The sequence below is a fragment of the Microcystis sp. M20BS1 genome (assembly GCF_020245305.1).
GTDB lineage: Bacteria > Cyanobacteriota > Cyanobacteriia > Cyanobacteriales > Microcystaceae > Microcystis > Microcystis ichthyoblabe_A.
Map to the genome: position 1 here is coordinate 69,679 of NZ_JADBUZ010000045.1, position 15,940 is coordinate 85,618.

Consider the following 15,940-nt stretch of genomic DNA (forward strand, 5'->3'; position numbering starts at 1 on the left):
TTTGAGCCAGATAAATCGACCAAGAAGGGAACTTTTTCCGAAGAGGGAGAGTCGTCGGGGACTGGATAAAAACTAGAGTACTCCCTCGATCGATAGACAAGATTGACGGTAATCGTTTAGAATAAGGCACTGAATACTGACGAGATGACAATTATCCCTATGACCGATCTCCAAGCAAAAACTAGATGGTCAACAGCGCGGCGATATTACGAATTGCTTAGTGTTTTAGTGGAACGTAATCTCAAGGGACGCTATCGGGGTTCTTTTCTGGGGGTTTACTGGTCTTTGTTAAATCCCGTGATTATGACTGCACTATACACGGCAATTTTCGGCACGGTTTTCGCCTCTTATTTTGATAATTCTATAGTTAACTATGTCCTAGCGGCTTTCACTGGTTTAGTCGTCATAAATTTCTTTAATGCTTCCACTAACCAAGCTTTACCTAGTATTGTTGGTAATGGCAGTATTTTAAATAAAATTCGTCTGCCAGTTAGCATTTTTCCCGTTTCCATGGTAGTGGCAAATATTTTTCAATTTGCTATTAGTATCTTTCCCCTTTTGGCTATAGTAACTCTCTGGAAGTCTCAAAGTTTAATTAATGTAATTGCTCTGATTTTTCCCGTGATCGGTCTTTCTCTGGTTTGCACGGGAGTGGGTTTCTTTGTTAGTACCCTCTACGTTTTCTTCAGAGACTTACCCTATTTTTACGAAATTGTTTGTTTTGTCGCTTGGATTAGCAGCCCGATTTTCTATCCTCCAGAAATTATTCCTCCCTCCGTACAACCATTCCTCCTATTAAACCCATTATTACCAGTAATTGAAAGTATTCGCCAATTGTCCCTTTCCCCCGGATTACCGGATTTTAGTTTGATTTTTCAATCTCTACTCGGTGGGATCATTATCTTAGGAATTGGTTGGACTTGCTTCCGACTCTGGCGACATTTATTTATGGATTTATTATAAATGACAGAAGTAATTCGACTCGATCAAGTGTCTCTCGAAAGACGCACTCAAGAAGAATTTTCCTACGATCTAAAAAGGACAATCTTCTCTCTTCTTGAAGGTAAATATCGTCAACCTGCCAAAAAATTAGTTCTAGATGATATAGATTTAGTAATTAATTCTGGAGCAAAATTAGGTATCATTGGAGCTAATGGCGCAGGAAAATCTACTCTTTTAAAAGTCATTTGTGGTATTCTAGAACCGACAAAGGGACAGGTGAGAGTCAGGGGACAAATTGCTTCTTTAATTGAATTAGGAGCGGGTTTTGATCCAGATTTACCAGTAAAAGATAATATTATTCTCTATGGGGTAATGCTGGGATTTTCGCGTCAGGAAATGAAGGAAAAAACCAAAGATATCCTTGACTTTGCTGAGTTAGAAGAATATATGGGAGCGCCGGTGAAATCTCTTTCTTCTGGGATGGTGGCTCGTTTAGGGTTTGCGATCGCAACAGAGGTTCACCCCGATATTCTTATTCTTGATGAAGTCCTTTCCGTCGGGGATGAAAGTTTTAAAAATAAGTGTAAACGACGTTTAAAAAAATTCTGGAATTCTAACGCTACTATTTTAGTAGTTTCCCACGATTTGACTTTAATTCAAGAGTCCTGTGACCAAGCAATTTGGCTGAATAAAGGCCAGCTGCAATGTCAGGGTGCATCGGAAGATGTAATCAAGTTTTATTTGGATTCCGTGCATCAAAATGAAGTTAATTTTTAATTAAGTAGGTAATCTCAATTAATTTATCTACGTTTGGCTCTCTTGGGTTTGGTGGGTAAAATGTATTATAGGATACATTCCTGCTGGCAATCAACTGGAACGAACCACAAAGACCCAAAGAACACAAAGATTGATCGCTTCTAGATAATCTAAACTTATCACACAAAGAATAAGAGAGCCTACGTTTTACTCAGTCGAAAACGCTGTCACAAAATAAAAAACCTCGGTGTCCAGCCGAGGTAGCGCTAAGTTATGTAGGAGAACTCAAGCAAATCTGTCAATGGGGTAAACCCAAACCCCGAAAACTTTTTAAGCTAGTAGGCCAAGTTTTTTGCCGTTGTCTCGGACTCAAGGAATCATCTTCTGTCCTATACTCTTCGAGACAATCTAAACCGGCTTGCTGTCTTGGCTGTTTTGCTTTAACTTTTAGTTCATGTAAATAAATGTAACAATATTTTTACGAATTGTAAAGAAGGATTGACAAAATAAAACTTATAGGATGTATAAGCTAAGTTAATATTTTTCGCCGATCGAAGCTAGGGAGGTAATATATAGGGAGATTGGTTCACTAGCATGACAAGGTGTACCCAGAATGTCCTATTTGTTTTTGTTGCCACTATTCACCGCTGCTCTGGCCGCCTATTTCTGGCAGAAGTCCAGCGATGAAATTGCTTATCTCGCCAGTGCTGCCACGGTAATTAGTTTAGTGTTGAGTCTGGTTTTAGCTCCTTGGCAGATTCAGCTATTAATTCTCTTGACAGTTGTGATTGTCGTCACCTTTTTATGGCAAGGACGAGAAGAGCAGAAGAATATCCCCGTCCCCACTCCAGAAACCGCCGGCGAGAAAAAGTACCGTGGGGCCGCCTATATGGAGCAAACAGTCGCTGAGGCTCCTGTCAAGGAGCGGGGGGGTAAATATCGCGGTGCGGAGGTTAAAATCACCAATAATACCACGGTGGCTAACCCAATTCGCTCCTCATCTCTCAAATATCGCGGTGCTGGTTCGGCAAACAAGGACCAGTAATCAGTAATCAGTTATCAGTTATCAGTTATCAGCTTCTGAAGGCAAAAGGCAAAAGAAAGAATCTGGCAATTCTCTTACCTAAAAAGAAGGTTAGAAACTAAGCACATCAAAGCTTTTGGCTTAACCAATTAGGTCTTAGATTCGGTCGAGTTATCAGATTTGAGTTTTAAGTTCACTGATTGGGTGCATCTTATATTTGTGATTTTGGTGAGCAGCAGAAGTTATTAAAAGAGGGCGAATGCAATTCGCCCCTACAATAATATTATTGAGATGCCCCCACTTCCTACTTCCCACTTATCTACTGGTCTTGAATATAAGGCTGATTATTCTTGAGACAGTTGTATGCCTTTTGTAACTCGATTCCCAGATAACCGATATGTTCGGGAATGATTGCGGGATTAGTAGCGGCAAGCTCGCGGATTAATTTCAGGGGATTTTTGCCTTGATAACAGGCGACAATTTCCCCACTGCCGGGGGTAGTTTGTTGGACGAGAATTTGTTCTTTTTCCACGGAAATCAAAAAGTTACCGCTAGGGTCAAAAAAATCGCGCTGATTGACAATTTTATCGTACTGGGTGGCGATTAATCGTTCGACATTCTCCCAAGTATCATCGTATATATGGGCCGATTGACTAATAGTAATTAATGGACCCATTGATAAATTGTATTCGGAGCGCTTGCTAATCTCATCCCTAATATGTTGCTGTAAAGCGCGCAATCCCATGGCATTTGCCGGCCAAGCGGCAAACATATCATTACTTCTAAATATTGCGGTGAGAGATAATTCATTTTCCACCACTCGCACCCAAATATGATTTAAACAGGGACTACCTCCCTTTTCGTGGTCTTTCACATCCCAGAGGGACATAACTGCACTGGCTGCGTCAATTTCTGAGATTAATTTATTGATAACCTGTGCAATTTGGTCTCGGCCAAACCAAGAGCGCAATCTTTGACCATAGGTGTATTTAACTCCTTGGTGTATAGGAGAATCATCGAGAATTTGTCCGATATATTCGGTAAGAAAAGCTCTATCTATAGGCAAATAATTAGGTTCAGGAAAATAAAAGTCTGGGGGTTCATCGGTGACAACGGCCATTAGGTCAATTAATTCTTGCCATTTACCATCATATCCTGTGGGTCTAATTGTGCCGGTGGTTTTAATCTTTTGGAGAATTTTTACCCAGGTTTCGGCAATAGTTTTTCCTTCAATGCGATGACCGTATCTTGTCCCAGGTAGCAGAGAAGGAAGATTTTCTAAGAGGGGAAAGATTAAGGGTTCTCCCCAAGTTGGTAAGGGAGATTGTTCTGCATAACTTTTGACGATTTCAATCGCTTCTGGGATGGATTTAACCAGTTGATATTGAATCGATTGACGTAATTTTTCGAGGGTTTCTCGGTCAATTTCTTTGTCAATATATCCCGTGATAGGAGAATTAATTAACCAACATTCTCTACCTGTGTCACTTTTTCCTAACTGAAATCCTTGACTAAAAAAATCTAGCAAACACTGACAGCTACCAGAGTTTTTATCTTCCTTGGTAGCGTTGAGAATAACTAAATATCTAACGTGGGGATTTGCTATTAAGTTTCTCAGCAGGGGACTAATTCCTCTGGTGGGACTATAAAGATTGCCAATTACTGCGTATTGGTCGGGATTTAAATGTTTAGCAAGGGACTGTTTTACTGTCCATCCCGTGATAATTGCCGTTTGTCCGTGACCGCAGATTAATTGATTAGGTTTATAGTGGGGTTGGTAGATGAATTTAGGGGTGGTTTCTGTACTGAGCATGGATTTAAATTAATTGTTCAAGATAATTAATAATATTTCGGTGAAGGTGTTCTATTGTATCATTGCCATCCAGTTGTAAATAATTATCTTTATATTCTTTAAATATCTCGATAAACATCTGACGAACTTTCATTAATTTTTCTTGTTTTTCGTACACTTCTGTGATGGCTCTGTTTTTAATTCTCGCTAGAGAAATATCGGGAATAACATCGATATAAATAACTATATCTGGATTGGGAAAATGTTGATTTAACTGCCGAACAAAAGCCAATTCTTCGGGATTATTGCAATTGTAGGCCAGGGAAGAAAAATAATAACGAGTAGTGATAACGTGGGTTTGTTCTTGGTGAATAAGTTTAAAAACGCCATCATGATCATTATATAAGTGATAATGGCGATCAGCTGCAAATAAATAAGCCATTTGTCGGTCAAATTGATTTTGATCTTGGATAGAAATAAGATTAGTTTGCATTATTTCTCGAATCAAACGACCGATGACTCCCTCGGAAGGTTCCGGACTTAAAACTGCTTTTTCCCCTCGCTTGAAAAAATATTCTTGTAGGAGTTTTGCTTGGGTACTTGTTCCAGATCCGTCAATACCTTCAAAGACAATAAATTTCGGTTTCATAATTTAATCTTCTTTTTTTATATCTAATTATCTGAATAATTTTTTTAGCCAAGTTAACCAAGATTTTTTGGGGGGGATTAATTGCGTCATTTCTCCGATAATCTCTCCCATACTTCCCCAAATATAAATATTTTTATTGAGGGATTGTATGGTTAAATTTTCTTGTAAAGCTAAACCGATGATACCGATCATTTCTGCCGATTGATTACCGACTATTTGCGCTCCCAGTATTTTACCATCTTGTCGGTAGATTAATTGACAAAATCCGGTGGTTTCTCCCCAGATTTGCTGTGCCACTATATTTTTGATGGGATAGTTGATCATCTTTACCTCCTCACCATAGCTCTCCCGGGCTGCTTTTCCAGTTAAACCCACCCAAGCAATAGCCGGATCAAAAGCAATAAATGAGGGAATTTGATCGGGATTAAAGTTAAATTTTTCTCCCGTGAGCAGATGCTTGACTAACCCAAAAGTAGCCCGGTGATTTAAAGTAGGATCGGGATAATTATTTTTGAGCAAATTTAGGGCATAAATGCGGGAATTATCGGTTTGTAATTGCTGATTAACCTTGATTAATCCTTGTTCTAGTTTAACTCCCACCCCAGCCAAATTTAATCCCTGTTCATCGACTTGATAATTACCAGCAAAAATGATATCATCAACTTCGATAACACGATTGCCTAATTGTAGCCATTTTTGACCCTCGATCGCTTTCACTTGACTAGGACAATAGCCGGGTAAAATCTTAATTCCTTCCGCTTCTAAAATGGCAGTAACTAAATGGGAAATTTCCCGATCAATATCCGGCAGTAGATAATTATTCTCGATAATTAAGCTAATTTCTTTCCCCAAACGTCGGAGAATTTGCGCTAAACTCACAGCCATGCTGCTGTTACCAATAATCGCTAAATGTTGTCCCAACTTGTCTAAATTTGGCTCTTGCCAAAGGGTTTGAGCGGTAAAATAATTAACCTCATCTAAGCCGAAAATTTTCGGGACTTGCAGATAAAAACCCGGGGCGATAAGATAGTGTTTAGCCAACAATTGCCGACCGTTAACCACGAATCCTAAATGGGGCAGCCGGACAAATTCCCCCCCACCCGGGATCACATCTATTCCTTCCGTGGCTAATCTTGCCAAAGAATGATATTTATTAATAGTTTTATCCACTTCCTCTAACCATTGCCGCAACCGTTGCCACTGGGGATAAATGGCCGTTTCTTGCCAATGATTGAGCAGTTTATAGAGATTGATAATTTGGCTGTATCCCTTGCTAAAAATGTCCTCAGATGCCTCTAAATTGTCCCTAGAAGGCTGTTGCACTAAAGCCACCCTTTTTTTGAGGTGAACAGCCAACAAAGCCGCTTCTATCCCCGCAGGAGTGGCACCGATAATTACTAAGTCGTAAACCACAAATATAAAGTAGGAATCAGGAGTCAGTATTCAGGAGTCAGGAGACAGTATTCAGGAGTCAGAATTCAGGAGACAGTATTCAGGAGACAGTATTCAGGAATCAGGAGTCGGTATTCAGGAATCGGAAACTTAACACTTAAGTAGGGAGGCACAATTGTTTGTAGGATGGGTTAGCGGTAGCGTAACATAATCTGGCGTTGGGTTTCATGCTTCAACCCAACCTACGTTCATCTTATATTTAATTCCACCCACCCACTTAAAACTCAAATCTGATAACTGATAACTGATAACTGATTACCGGCGCCGGTCTTGCAATTTTTTATAGACATCTCGCAGGGGAACTTGATGATAGGCGAGAGCGACGAGAGTATGATAAAAAAGATCGGCCACTTCTGCAGCAATAGCATCGCCATCATTATCTTTGCAGGCCATGACCACTTCTGCCGATTCTTCGCCGATTTTCTTGAGAATTTTGTTATCTCCCCCGGCCAAAAGTTTACAGGTGTAGGATTCCGGATGAGGATCGTCTCTGCGATCGCAAATTACCTTAAACAATTCCGAGAGGGTGTCGGCCGCTGGCGGTGATTTTTGCCAATTTACTTGATGAAAACAGCTTCTTTCGCCGGTATGACAGGCGATATCACCGATTTGCTCAACAGTCAGCAAGATAGCATCACTATCGCAATCGTAGCGAATTTGACGCACTTTTTGGATATGGCCCGAGGTGGCTCCTTTGTGCCATAATTCTTGACGAGAACGACTCCAATACCACGCTTCCCCGGTGGTGAGGGTTTTTTCGAGGGATTCCCGATTCATCCAGGCCATCATTAACACTGTAGCATCAAGATAGTCTTGAGCGATCGCTGGTACTAAACCCTGGGGATTATAAGCGATCGCGTCGAGGGGAATAGCGGAGAGTAAAGAGGACATCAGTTTTTCGCGGTCAAGAATTATGGTGGGACAAATTGCCCAAAGCTTAATTATATAGCCTTAACGTTGGGCAATTTCCACAGTGCGATCATTACTAAAGGAATCCACCACAATAATATGATCTATACCCAAGCTTTTTGGTGAAAGCTGGATAAATAAACAGGCTCTAGTTTTAAGAAATATCTCAAACTGTTATAAAACTTAATCAAGAGAGGGATCATATACAAAACTTAACATTGTTTAACGTCAAAACTTCAGTTCAAAGCCAATCAATTCCCTAACCAGGCAGCTGCGTTAAAATGGGGATAAGGTTAAGAATACAACTAATCCCTACAGCAGAGTCTTTTGGATTGGCACCTATAACAAGTTATCCCGTGCGATGATCGGGGAAACTCAGGTTTTAGGAGAACAAAGAATTTTTTTCCAAATCTCTGTGGAAAGATGTATTATGAGCCATCATAAATCTTCTTCAATAAGCATTGGGAGCTAATCACAGTATGAAAGTGGACAAACACCTGTCTTAAGTTAGACAATTCTACCCTCAGGAATTTCTTTGATTTAAAACCGAGTCCTGTCGATAGAGTTATGTATATAGTAATTTCAATTAAGCTTGAGAATATCAATACCAGATTTCCTAAGAGTTTTGTCGGTCTAGACTATATTAAACCTATCTGAAATGACTATTATTCCTACTCGAGGTAATCACAGGGTGAAGGTGGACAACTACACTGTCTCAGGTTGAACGATTCTCCTACAATAAATTTTTCTAATTTAAAACCAAGTTACTATGTATGGATAACCTAATCACGATTAGAGAAGCCTCGGGCTTGCTCGGAGTTAGCATTAAAACCCTCCGGCGCTGGGAACAACAGGGGAAAATTTCCTCAATTCGTACCCCTGGTGGTCATCGGCGCTACCGACGGCAAGATATATTACAATCTGTTCAATCAACCCCATTTATCATTGGCTATGCTCGTGTTAACCGACCTGAACAAAAACAACAACTAGAGGATCAGATAAAAGCCTTAGAAGACTTTTGTCATCAGCAGGGTCAACCCTTTGAAATTCTCAGCGATATCGGCAACGGAGTCAGTCACAATCGCCCTAATCTTATGCGTCTAGTAGAGATGATGTGTAACGGTGGGTTGGAATGTCTAGTTTTAACCCATCCAGAAAGTGTTGGCCGCTTTTGTCATGATTTTATTTTGGGTTTGTGCAGTTTCTTTAAAATCCAAGTCATTCTCCTCAATCAACCCCAGAAATCCATTGCAGCTGAGGATTTAGTGGACGATCTGCAAGCCCTTGTCACCATCTGTTACAATCGTCTCTACCCGCTACATAACCCGGATCATCGGCAATTGGTGGAATACCTAGGGGCGCTTAAGAATCTCCCCTCGGCTTAAAATTATCCTTGGACTGGGTTTCTCCTCCCTCTTTGTTGCCTGTCTGATGCCGACTCTACTCTTCCCCGAACAAGGGCCAAGAATAGTAATATTTTAGCTGACGACTAACGGCTATCATAACTCTACATTGACGGCAAATGAAACTAGAAACCACGGCGATTAAACGGATTCTCGATGCTAACCTTGACCGCGCTAGAGAAGGACTGCGAATTATCGAAGAATGGTGTCGTTTTGGCTTAGATAATCCCAATTTAGCCCAAGAATGTAAAGAAATGCGCCATCAGTTGGCTAGTTGGCACTCGATCGATCTTAAACGACATCGGGACACAGCCGGCGATATCGGCAGGGATTTAAGCCATCCCAGGGAAGAAATCCGGGAGACTGTCGAGGGACTGCTGCAAGCAAATCTCGCTCGCGTACAGGAGGCTTTTAGGGTTTTAGAAGAATACGGTAAACTCTATGATCTAGAGCTAGGGATAGCCTGTAAACAGCTGCGCTATCGGGTTTATCAGCTAGAGAGTAAACTATTAATCTCGCCACCTCTGGAAAAACTAAAAGCATCTCCCCTCTATCTAGTCACTTCTCCCGCCGAAAATCTGTTAGAAATCGTTGAATTAGCCCTAAAAGGAGGTTTAAAATTGGTGCAGTACCGCCATAAAACCGCCGCTGATACGATTCGTTTAGAAGAAGCTGCTAAACTGTGTGAGTTATGCCACCGTTATGATGCTTTGTTTATTATGAACGATCGCGTCGATATTGCTCAGGCCGTTCATGCTGATGGTGTTCATCTCGGTCAACAGGATCTACCGATTTCCCTAGCGCGGCAATTTCTCGGCCCGACGGCAATTATCGGCCGGTCCACCACTAATCCCCAAGAGATGGCCAAAGCAATCCAAGAAAAGGCCGATTATGTGGGAGTTGGTCCAGTTTATGCCACCCCCACCAAAGCGGGAAAAACCCCCGCAGGATTGGAATACGTCCGTTATGCGCGGGAAAATTGCCCTTTACCCTGGTTTGCGATCGGTGGTATTGATAGTAATAACATTAAAGAGGTTTTAGAGGCAGGAGCGCAACAGGTAGCTGTAGTCCGGGCCATCATGGAAGCGCAGCACCCCGATGTGGTGACACAAGAATTATTAACCCAATTAAAGTAGGGTGTGGGGTGTAGGGTGTAGGGTGTAGGGAGAAAAAAGCTGTCTCCTGTCTCCTGAATACTGTCTCCTGTCTCGACTAGGAAATTAATTTTGCACGACTACTTATCCAAATCCATGTCAGAAATAACCTTGCAAATTAACGGCAAAACTCAAACCTGTTTACCCGCAACTAAACTACCGCAAATGCTAGAAAATTTGGGCATGAATCCTCGGTTAGTTGCAGTGGAATATAACGGGGAAATCCTCCATCGTCAGTATTGGGAAAACACGGAAATCAAGGAGGGGGATAAATTAGAAATTGTTACTATTGTCGGAGGGGGATAAAATAATCAACAATCGACAGTTGAGGGAAAAAACTTGTTAGTTATCGGTTTAATGAGTGGCACATCGGTGGATGGCATCGATACCGCTTTAGTGGAGATTAGCGGTACAGTGGAATCTCCACAGGTGCAGTTATTAGCAGGGGAAACCTATCCCTATTCCCCCCGATTACGAGAGACAATTTTGCAAGTCTGTGGGGGAGAAAAGCTATCTATTGAAGCTTTAGCCAGCTTAGATGATAACATCGCCGCAGAATTCGCCCAAGCCGCCTTAAATATCCAAAAAGAAGCCCCAAAAGCCCAATTAATCGGCAGTCACGGTCAAACCGTTTTTCATCGACCCCCCCAAAATGATCGCCTCGGTTACACGGTACAATTAGGACGGGGAGCAGCGATCGCAAAAATCACCAGTATTCCCACCATTAGTAATTTTCGCGCTGCCGATATCGCCCAAGCTGGTCACGGTGCGCCCCTAGTGCCGAAAATTGACGCTTATCTGCTTTCTCACCCCACCAAAGCCCGCTGCGTCCAAAATATCGGCGGTATTGGCAATTTAACCTATCTACCCCCCCGACAAACGGAAAATTGGCAGCAAAAAATTTTCGGTTGGGATACCGGCCCCGGCAATGTCCTCATCGATTTGGCCGTACAATTTTTGAGCCAAGGCCAACAAACCTACGACCATAACGGTCAATGGTCGGCCCAGGGTCAACCCTGCTCCGAATTAGTTCATAAATGGCTACAGGAGCCTTATTTTCAACAATATCCCCCTAAATCCACCGGCAGAGAGTTATTTAGCCCCGCCTATCTAGCCCAATTGCACCGGGATGCCCAAGCTTATTCCCTCAGTGATGCCGACTGGTTGGCCAGTTTAACCGATTTAACCGCCATTTCGATCGCCCACAGCTATCAAACCTTTTTGCCAGAAATGCCCGCAGAAGTGCTGCTCTGTGGTGGTGGCGCTCATAATGCCTACCTGCGCCAAAGACTACTAGCACATTTGGGGTCAAATGTCAAGCTTTTGACCACTGATGAGGTAGGATTAAATAGCGATTTTAAAGAAGCGATCGCTTTTGCCCTTTTGGCCTATTGGCGCTGGCACAATTTCCCCAGTAATTTACCGAAAGTCACGGGAGCAAAAGAGGAGGTTTTATTAGGAGAAATTTATCTATGAGCAGTATATATGAAATATTTTCAACAATTCAACGCCAAAGAGTCAGCGATGGGCAAATAGTGCCAATTTTAAGCGATTGTGCCGACTATAAACGTCTTTTAATTCTTGTTTGGCCGCAATTGGGAGATTTTGATAGTCTCGAATACGCTTGGTGGTTAGAAAAAGAGGCAGCCCTTTGGCAAAATGCCGGGATTACCATTCGTGCCATCGGTATCGGCGATCGCAATTCAGGTTTAAAATTCGCTGAATATACGAAATTTCGGCAAGATTGGCTGTTTGTTGACCCGAAAGCTGAATTACACGATTTATTAGGACTGTATCGCGGTTTATCGTTAAAATTACCGAGATTTTCCCCCGGACAAAATGCCTGGTTAAATCTAATTTTGATGTGTGCGGGTGTGGGTAGTCCGGGGACTCTGGCCGAAGTGCTGCGGGGTTATCGTGGCGATCGCAAAGCCCCCCAATTAATTGCCGAGGAGGAAACAATACAAGCGCGGCCTTTACCAGCTTTCCGGGGTTCCCTATTCAATCTTGCTGGGGGTCAAGGTTTTCAGCGACCTTTTGAATTAGCCACCCTGAGACTGCGTAATATGACTCAAGTTTTGGGCAATTGGTCAACATATATCCCCGATAGTAGTTATCTCACCCAACGGGGAGGGACTTTTTTATTTGATAGTCAAGGAAATTTACTCTATGAGCATCGAGATGGAGGTATCTTGGGATTTGCTGAGAATATGAGTTATCCCCTCGCTTTTTTGCGGGATTAAGCTTTTTTCTTCTCTATATAGAGAGTTTCGATTAAATGATACCAGTCCAAAATTTTAATCCTTTCCTGTTTCTCACCGATTTCAGGGAATAATAATCACAATAACCCTTTTGTAGGGCTTTTTGTTTCCCCATCGGGAATTATCATCTTACCTTGGCAGACTAGAACTGATGCACCACCCACAGAAACTTCCGTAATTTTACGGTTGTTTTTCTGAAACTTTAATTGTAAACTGCTGGGTCTGCCCATTTCCACTCCTTGGATTATCGTCCATTGATTCATCCCTTCCCTAGAAGATTCTAACCCTCCTAGGTAGCCCGCTAAAGCGGCCACAGCCGAACCAGTGGCGGGATCTTCCATAACTCCTAAACCGGGGGCAAACATTCGGCCATAGAGACGAGATAGGGGAGATTCTGGGTCAAAACAGCAGACAAAAAGGGAATTAGCGGGGGATTGACCTAATAATGATGACCAAAGAGTTAGATTTAGTTTTATTTTCCCTAAAATATCTCGATTTTTGACGGGGATGAATAAAAAAGGGAGACCACAGGAAAAAGCGCGTGGGGGATAACCGGGTAAGAAATCGGCAACGCGTAGGGAAAGAATCGCCGCTAAATCATCGAGAGCATAAGTATCCGTCACTAATTCTGGCAATTGTGCCACTTTTAACTCACTATAGACCGGTTTTTCCCCCTCCATGATAATTTTCACCGGTACTAAACCGACTCCTTCCTCCAGATAAATCGTGGTTTCTTGGTAGGGGGGAATAGCGCCGATTAGGGCTAAAATATAGGCTGTGCCGACGGTAGGATGACCAGCAAAGGGTAATTCGGTACTGGGGGTGAAAATCCGGACTTTTTTAGTGCCTTGGGGCGTTTCTGGCGCAAAAACGAAGACTGTCTCCGAGAAGTTAAATTCGGCGGCGATTTTTTGCATCTGGGTGCGGGTTAATCCAGACGCTTCCGGAAAAACCGCCAGGGGATTACCGCCAAAAATGCGATCGCTAAAAACATCGGCGGTATAGTAGGAATAGGTAGGCACGCGGGGGATAGGGCAACAGTTATCGGAGAATTTTTTGATCTTACAACTATTTTCACCCGTGACCGCTGGGCGCACGCGGTGCGCCCCTACTTTTGGCGCGATAATAAATATTATTGTAGGGGCGAATTGCCTTCGCCCTCTTTTAATAACTTCTGCTGCTCACCATCAGTCCTGTTAGTCTTTATTAAGAAATAATTAAAATACAGAGTTTTTCCTAAAGATAAGGTATGTCTTGAATCATCTCGGAGTCTCCTAATAACTCTACTACTTATCCGCTTCTAATCTGGCTAATAAACTGACTAACTTATCTCTGACGGAATTGTGAGTGTATTCGTCTTCAGGGTGGGGTTTTTGATGGGGTTTTTGAAAATAGGGACGTTCCCCGTATAATTGTCCCCATTTCACATCGACTCGGTGTACTAATTCATAGAGTAATTCTTGATTGTCTAAAATTTCTTCTAGGATTAACTGTAAAGCTTGAACGGGATTATCTAAATTTTGACTGACTTTGGTTAATTCTTCATCGACAATAAGCTGTAAAATTATCTGCAAAGCTCCCGAAGAATCCCCTAAATTAGCGGCAATAAATTGTTTAATCTCTGTGGTAACTTGCACCAATTTGGGGACAGGAGATTCCCCTTTGAGGAAATCCGCCCCCTCTTGAGCGATAAAATCTGCTAGGGTAAACTCGCGCCTTTCGATGATATCTTGGGAAAAATCCGGTTCTTCAGGGGTCATAAATTAAAAATATTAGCGATAATAGACTCTAGGACTTATTGTGACATTTTTAGGAATATCTATGGGCATCGATCGCAGAGAGTTTCAGCAGCGTCGTCAGCAGGTAATGGAAAAAATCGGCAATGGAACGGCAATTTTTCGCAGTGCGCCCATGGTGGTCATGCACAATGACGTAGAATACACCTATCGTCAGGATAGTGACTTTTTTTACCTGACAGGATTTAATGAACCGGAGGCGGTGGCGGTTTTAGCACCCCATCACCCCGAACATCAGTTTATCCTGTTCGTGCAGCCAAAAGACCCAGAAAAAGAAACCTGGACCGGCTATCTCCACGGTGTGGAAGGAGCAAAGGAGATTTTTGCTGCTGATGAGGCCTATTCTATCGAAGAATTGGACGAAAAATTACCCCAATATCTCGAAAAAGCCGACCGAATTTATTATCATCTCGGCCGGGACAAAACTTTTAATACAAATGTTCTAAAGCACTGGCAAAAATTAATCGCCACTTTTCCCCGTCGCGGCACTGGACCGACTGCTTTAGAGGATACTAATTTTATTCTCCATCCTTTGCGCTTACTGAAAACCGAGGCCGAATTGGACAATATTCGCCAAGCAACTGCTATTTCAGCACAGGCACATAATCGGGCCAGAGAATTTACCAAAGTTGGTCACTACGAGTATCAAATTCAAGCGGAAATTGAGCATACTTTTCGCCTAGAAGGGGGTATGGGTCCCGCTTATCCTTCTATTGTTGCTAGTGGTGCTAATGCCTGTATTCTGCACTATATCAACAATAATCGCCAAGTACAAGAAAATGAGCTTTTATTAATTGATGCTGGTTGTGCCTACAATTACTATAACGGTGATATTACCCGCACTTTTCCCGTTAATGGTAAATTTACCCCCGAACAAAAAATTATCTATGAAATTGTTCTGGAAGCTCAATTAAAGGCGATTGAAGTGGTAAAAACTGGTAATCCTTATAATCTTTTTCATGACACAGCCGTGAGGACAATTGTGGAGGGATTAGTGGATTTAGGGCTATTGGTCGGCGACATTGATGAGATAATTAAAGAGGAAAAATATAAGCCTTTTTATATGCACAGAACTGGCCATTGGTTAGGATTAGATGTCCATGATGCGGGAGGTTATAAAGTTAACGAAGAAACTTGGCAAACTTTGCAGCCTGGTCATGTTTTAACCGTGGAACCGGGGATTTATATCTCCCCCGATATTAAACCTGCTGAAGGACAGCCGGAAGTGCCAGAAAAATGGCGGGGTATCGGTATCCGTATCGAAGATGATGTGTTAGTTACTGCCACAGGAAATGAGGTTTTAACTGCAACGGTTCCCAAAAAAGTTGAGGATATCGAATCTTAAGTAAAAAGCTAGGTGTTAAAAATTGTCAGTTCCCCCCTAACCCCCTTATTGAGGGGGGATTAAAGGCAATATCTATCCTCAAAAAGGAGATTAAATTAAGTTTTTTCTAGAGATTATTATGGTTGTCACCAAAGAAAAATTATATACCTTTGCGGAATATTTAAATTATCAGGACTGCACGGATGATAAATACGAATTATTTAACGGAGAATTAATTTCCATGCCTCCCGCTAGTGGCTTTCATTCTTTGATACTTAGATATATATTTAAGGTGTTAGAAAGGGAAATAGAGAGGCTACAATTAGACTGGCAAGTTATGCCTGCTACCGTGGGAATTCGCACCGATAAAGCTAAATCGAGAATTCCCGACTTAATGATTTTAACTGCCGAACAATGTCAAGAGATTAGAAATATGACCACAGCAGTGATTGAATTTCCTCCCCTGTTAGTTGTAGAA

Annotated in this window: 16 protein-coding genes; 10 read left to right on the top strand and 6 right to left on the bottom strand. The window is 42.1% G+C overall.

Annotated features, from left to right (window positions below; genetic code table 11):
- Positions 1-159 precede the first annotated feature (159 nt).
- From IM507_RS04920 to IM507_RS04930, 3 genes are all read left to right on the top strand, one after another.
- Positions 160-963 carry an ABC transporter permease gene (locus IM507_RS04920; RefSeq protein ID WP_176721683.1) on the top strand — a complete coding sequence of 268 codons (804 nt, stop codon included), beginning with the start codon at positions 160-162 and terminating at the stop codon, positions 961-963.
- On the top strand, positions 964-1,719 hold the full coding sequence (locus IM507_RS04925) for an ABC transporter ATP-binding protein (RefSeq protein ID WP_002739797.1): 756 nt from the start codon (positions 964-966) through the stop codon (positions 1,717-1,719). It abuts the gene before it with no gap.
- A 592-nt stretch (positions 1,720-2,311) separates the two neighbouring features.
- Positions 2,312-2,743, top strand: coding sequence for a DUF4278 domain-containing protein (locus tag IM507_RS04930; protein ID WP_002739979.1), 432 nt, complete (start codon positions 2,312-2,314; stop codon positions 2,741-2,743).
- Between the two features lie 298 nt (positions 2,744-3,041).
- Here IM507_RS04930 and IM507_RS04935 read toward each other — a convergent pair whose 3' ends face one another.
- The 4 genes from IM507_RS04935 to hisIE form a co-directional block, all read right to left on the bottom strand.
- Complete coding sequence (locus tag IM507_RS04935; protein WP_002743898.1) at positions 3,042-4,535, bottom strand: thymidylate synthase; 1,494 nt, start codon at positions 4,533-4,535, stop codon at positions 3,042-3,044.
- A 4-nt stretch (positions 4,536-4,539) separates the two neighbouring features.
- Entirely contained in the window at positions 4,540-5,163 is a 624-nt protein-coding gene (gene tmk, locus IM507_RS04940; RefSeq protein ID WP_002739947.1) for a dTMP kinase, read from the bottom strand.
- A 27-nt stretch (positions 5,164-5,190) separates the two neighbouring features.
- On the bottom strand, positions 5,191-6,576 hold the full coding sequence (locus IM507_RS04945) for a dihydrolipoyl dehydrogenase family protein (protein WP_287636734.1): 1,386 nt from the start codon (positions 6,574-6,576) through the stop codon (positions 5,191-5,193).
- A 294-nt stretch (positions 6,577-6,870) separates the two neighbouring features.
- Positions 6,871-7,506, bottom strand: a complete 636-nt coding sequence (gene hisIE / locus IM507_RS04950) for a bifunctional phosphoribosyl-AMP cyclohydrolase/phosphoribosyl-ATP diphosphatase HisIE (RefSeq protein ID WP_123231062.1) — start codon at positions 7,504-7,506, stop codon at positions 6,871-6,873.
- Between the two features lie 791 nt (positions 7,507-8,297).
- Between hisIE and IM507_RS04955 the strand changes: the two genes are divergently transcribed.
- The 5 genes from IM507_RS04955 (at position 8,298) to IM507_RS04975 (ending at position 12,324) form a co-directional block, all read left to right on the top strand.
- A complete protein-coding gene (locus IM507_RS04955; RefSeq protein WP_002739943.1) occupies positions 8,298-8,909 on the top strand; it encodes an IS607 family transposase in 612 nt (203 codons plus the stop codon).
- 137 nt (positions 8,910-9,046) lie between these two features.
- Entirely contained in the window at positions 9,047-10,063 is a 1,017-nt protein-coding gene (locus tag IM507_RS04960) for a thiamine phosphate synthase (RefSeq protein WP_287636735.1), read from the top strand.
- A 114-nt stretch (positions 10,064-10,177) separates the two neighbouring features.
- Complete coding sequence (gene thiS, locus IM507_RS04965; RefSeq protein ID WP_002751314.1) at positions 10,178-10,387, top strand: sulfur carrier protein ThiS; 210 nt, start codon at positions 10,178-10,180, stop codon at positions 10,385-10,387.
- 33 nt (positions 10,388-10,420) lie between these two features.
- Positions 10,421-11,557 (top strand): anhydro-N-acetylmuramic acid kinase, encoded by a 1,137-nt coding sequence (locus tag IM507_RS04970; protein WP_002739809.1) that lies wholly within the window; start codon positions 10,421-10,423, stop codon positions 11,555-11,557.
- Positions 11,554-12,324, top strand: a complete 771-nt coding sequence (locus IM507_RS04975; protein ID WP_002740067.1) for a peroxiredoxin-like family protein — start codon at positions 11,554-11,556, stop codon at positions 12,322-12,324. Before IM507_RS04970 ends, IM507_RS04975 begins: the two co-directional genes overlap by 4 nt.
- A 95-nt stretch (positions 12,325-12,419) precedes the next feature.
- On the opposite strand, the gene IM507_RS04980 is transcribed toward IM507_RS04975, so the two are convergent.
- Entirely contained in the window at positions 12,420-13,364 is a 945-nt protein-coding gene (locus tag IM507_RS04980; RefSeq protein ID WP_016516095.1) for a PhzF family phenazine biosynthesis protein, read from the bottom strand.
- 264 nt (positions 13,365-13,628) lie between these two features.
- Positions 13,629-14,102 (bottom strand): hypothetical protein, encoded by a 474-nt coding sequence (locus tag IM507_RS04985; protein WP_002739904.1) that lies wholly within the window; start codon positions 14,100-14,102, stop codon positions 13,629-13,631.
- A 61-nt stretch (positions 14,103-14,163) separates the two neighbouring features.
- Here IM507_RS04985 and IM507_RS04990 point away from each other — a divergent pair, with 61 nt between their 5' ends.
- Together IM507_RS04990 and IM507_RS04995 are read left to right on the top strand one after the other, a co-directional pair.
- The gene (locus IM507_RS04990) at positions 14,164-15,483 is read left to right on the top strand and encodes an aminopeptidase P N-terminal domain-containing protein (RefSeq protein WP_002739539.1); all 1,320 of its coding nucleotides are present in this window, start codon (positions 14,164-14,166) and stop codon (positions 15,481-15,483) included.
- 118 nt (positions 15,484-15,601) lie between these two features.
- The coding region (locus tag IM507_RS04995) for a Uma2 family endonuclease (RefSeq protein ID WP_272072043.1) at positions 15,602-15,940 on the top strand (339 nt) is incomplete at its 3' end.

Excerpts from the sequence above, each read along its gene's own strand:
- IM507_RS04920 (WP_176721683.1), top strand. The coding sequence starts at position 160 with ATGACCGATCTCCAAGCAAAAACTAGATGGTCAACAGCGCGGCGATAT.
- IM507_RS04925 (WP_002739797.1), top strand. The coding sequence starts at position 964 with ATGACAGAAGTAATTCGACTCGATCAAGTGTCTCTCGAAAGACGCACT.
- IM507_RS04930 (WP_002739979.1), top strand. The coding sequence starts at position 2,312 with ATGTCCTATTTGTTTTTGTTGCCACTATTCACCGCTGCTCTGGCCGCC.
- IM507_RS04935 (WP_002743898.1), bottom strand. The coding sequence starts at position 4,535 with ATGCTCAGTACAGAAACCACCCCTAAATTCATCTACCAACCCCACTAT.
- tmk (WP_002739947.1), bottom strand. The coding sequence starts at position 5,163 with ATGAAACCGAAATTTATTGTCTTTGAAGGTATTGACGGATCTGGAACA.
- hisIE (WP_123231062.1), bottom strand. The coding sequence starts at position 7,506 with ATGTCCTCTTTACTCTCCGCTATTCCCCTCGACGCGATCGCTTATAAT.
- IM507_RS04955 (WP_002739943.1), top strand. The coding sequence starts at position 8,298 with ATGGATAACCTAATCACGATTAGAGAAGCCTCGGGCTTGCTCGGAGTT.
- IM507_RS04960 (WP_287636735.1), top strand. The coding sequence starts at position 9,047 with ATGAAACTAGAAACCACGGCGATTAAACGGATTCTCGATGCTAACCTT.
- thiS (WP_002751314.1), top strand. The coding sequence starts at position 10,178 with ATGTCAGAAATAACCTTGCAAATTAACGGCAAAACTCAAACCTGTTTA.
- IM507_RS04975 (WP_002740067.1), top strand. The coding sequence starts at position 11,554 with ATGAGCAGTATATATGAAATATTTTCAACAATTCAACGCCAAAGAGTC.
- IM507_RS04985 (WP_002739904.1), bottom strand. The coding sequence starts at position 14,102 with ATGACCCCTGAAGAACCGGATTTTTCCCAAGATATCATCGAAAGGCGC.
- IM507_RS04990 (WP_002739539.1), top strand. The coding sequence starts at position 14,164 with ATGGGCATCGATCGCAGAGAGTTTCAGCAGCGTCGTCAGCAGGTAATG.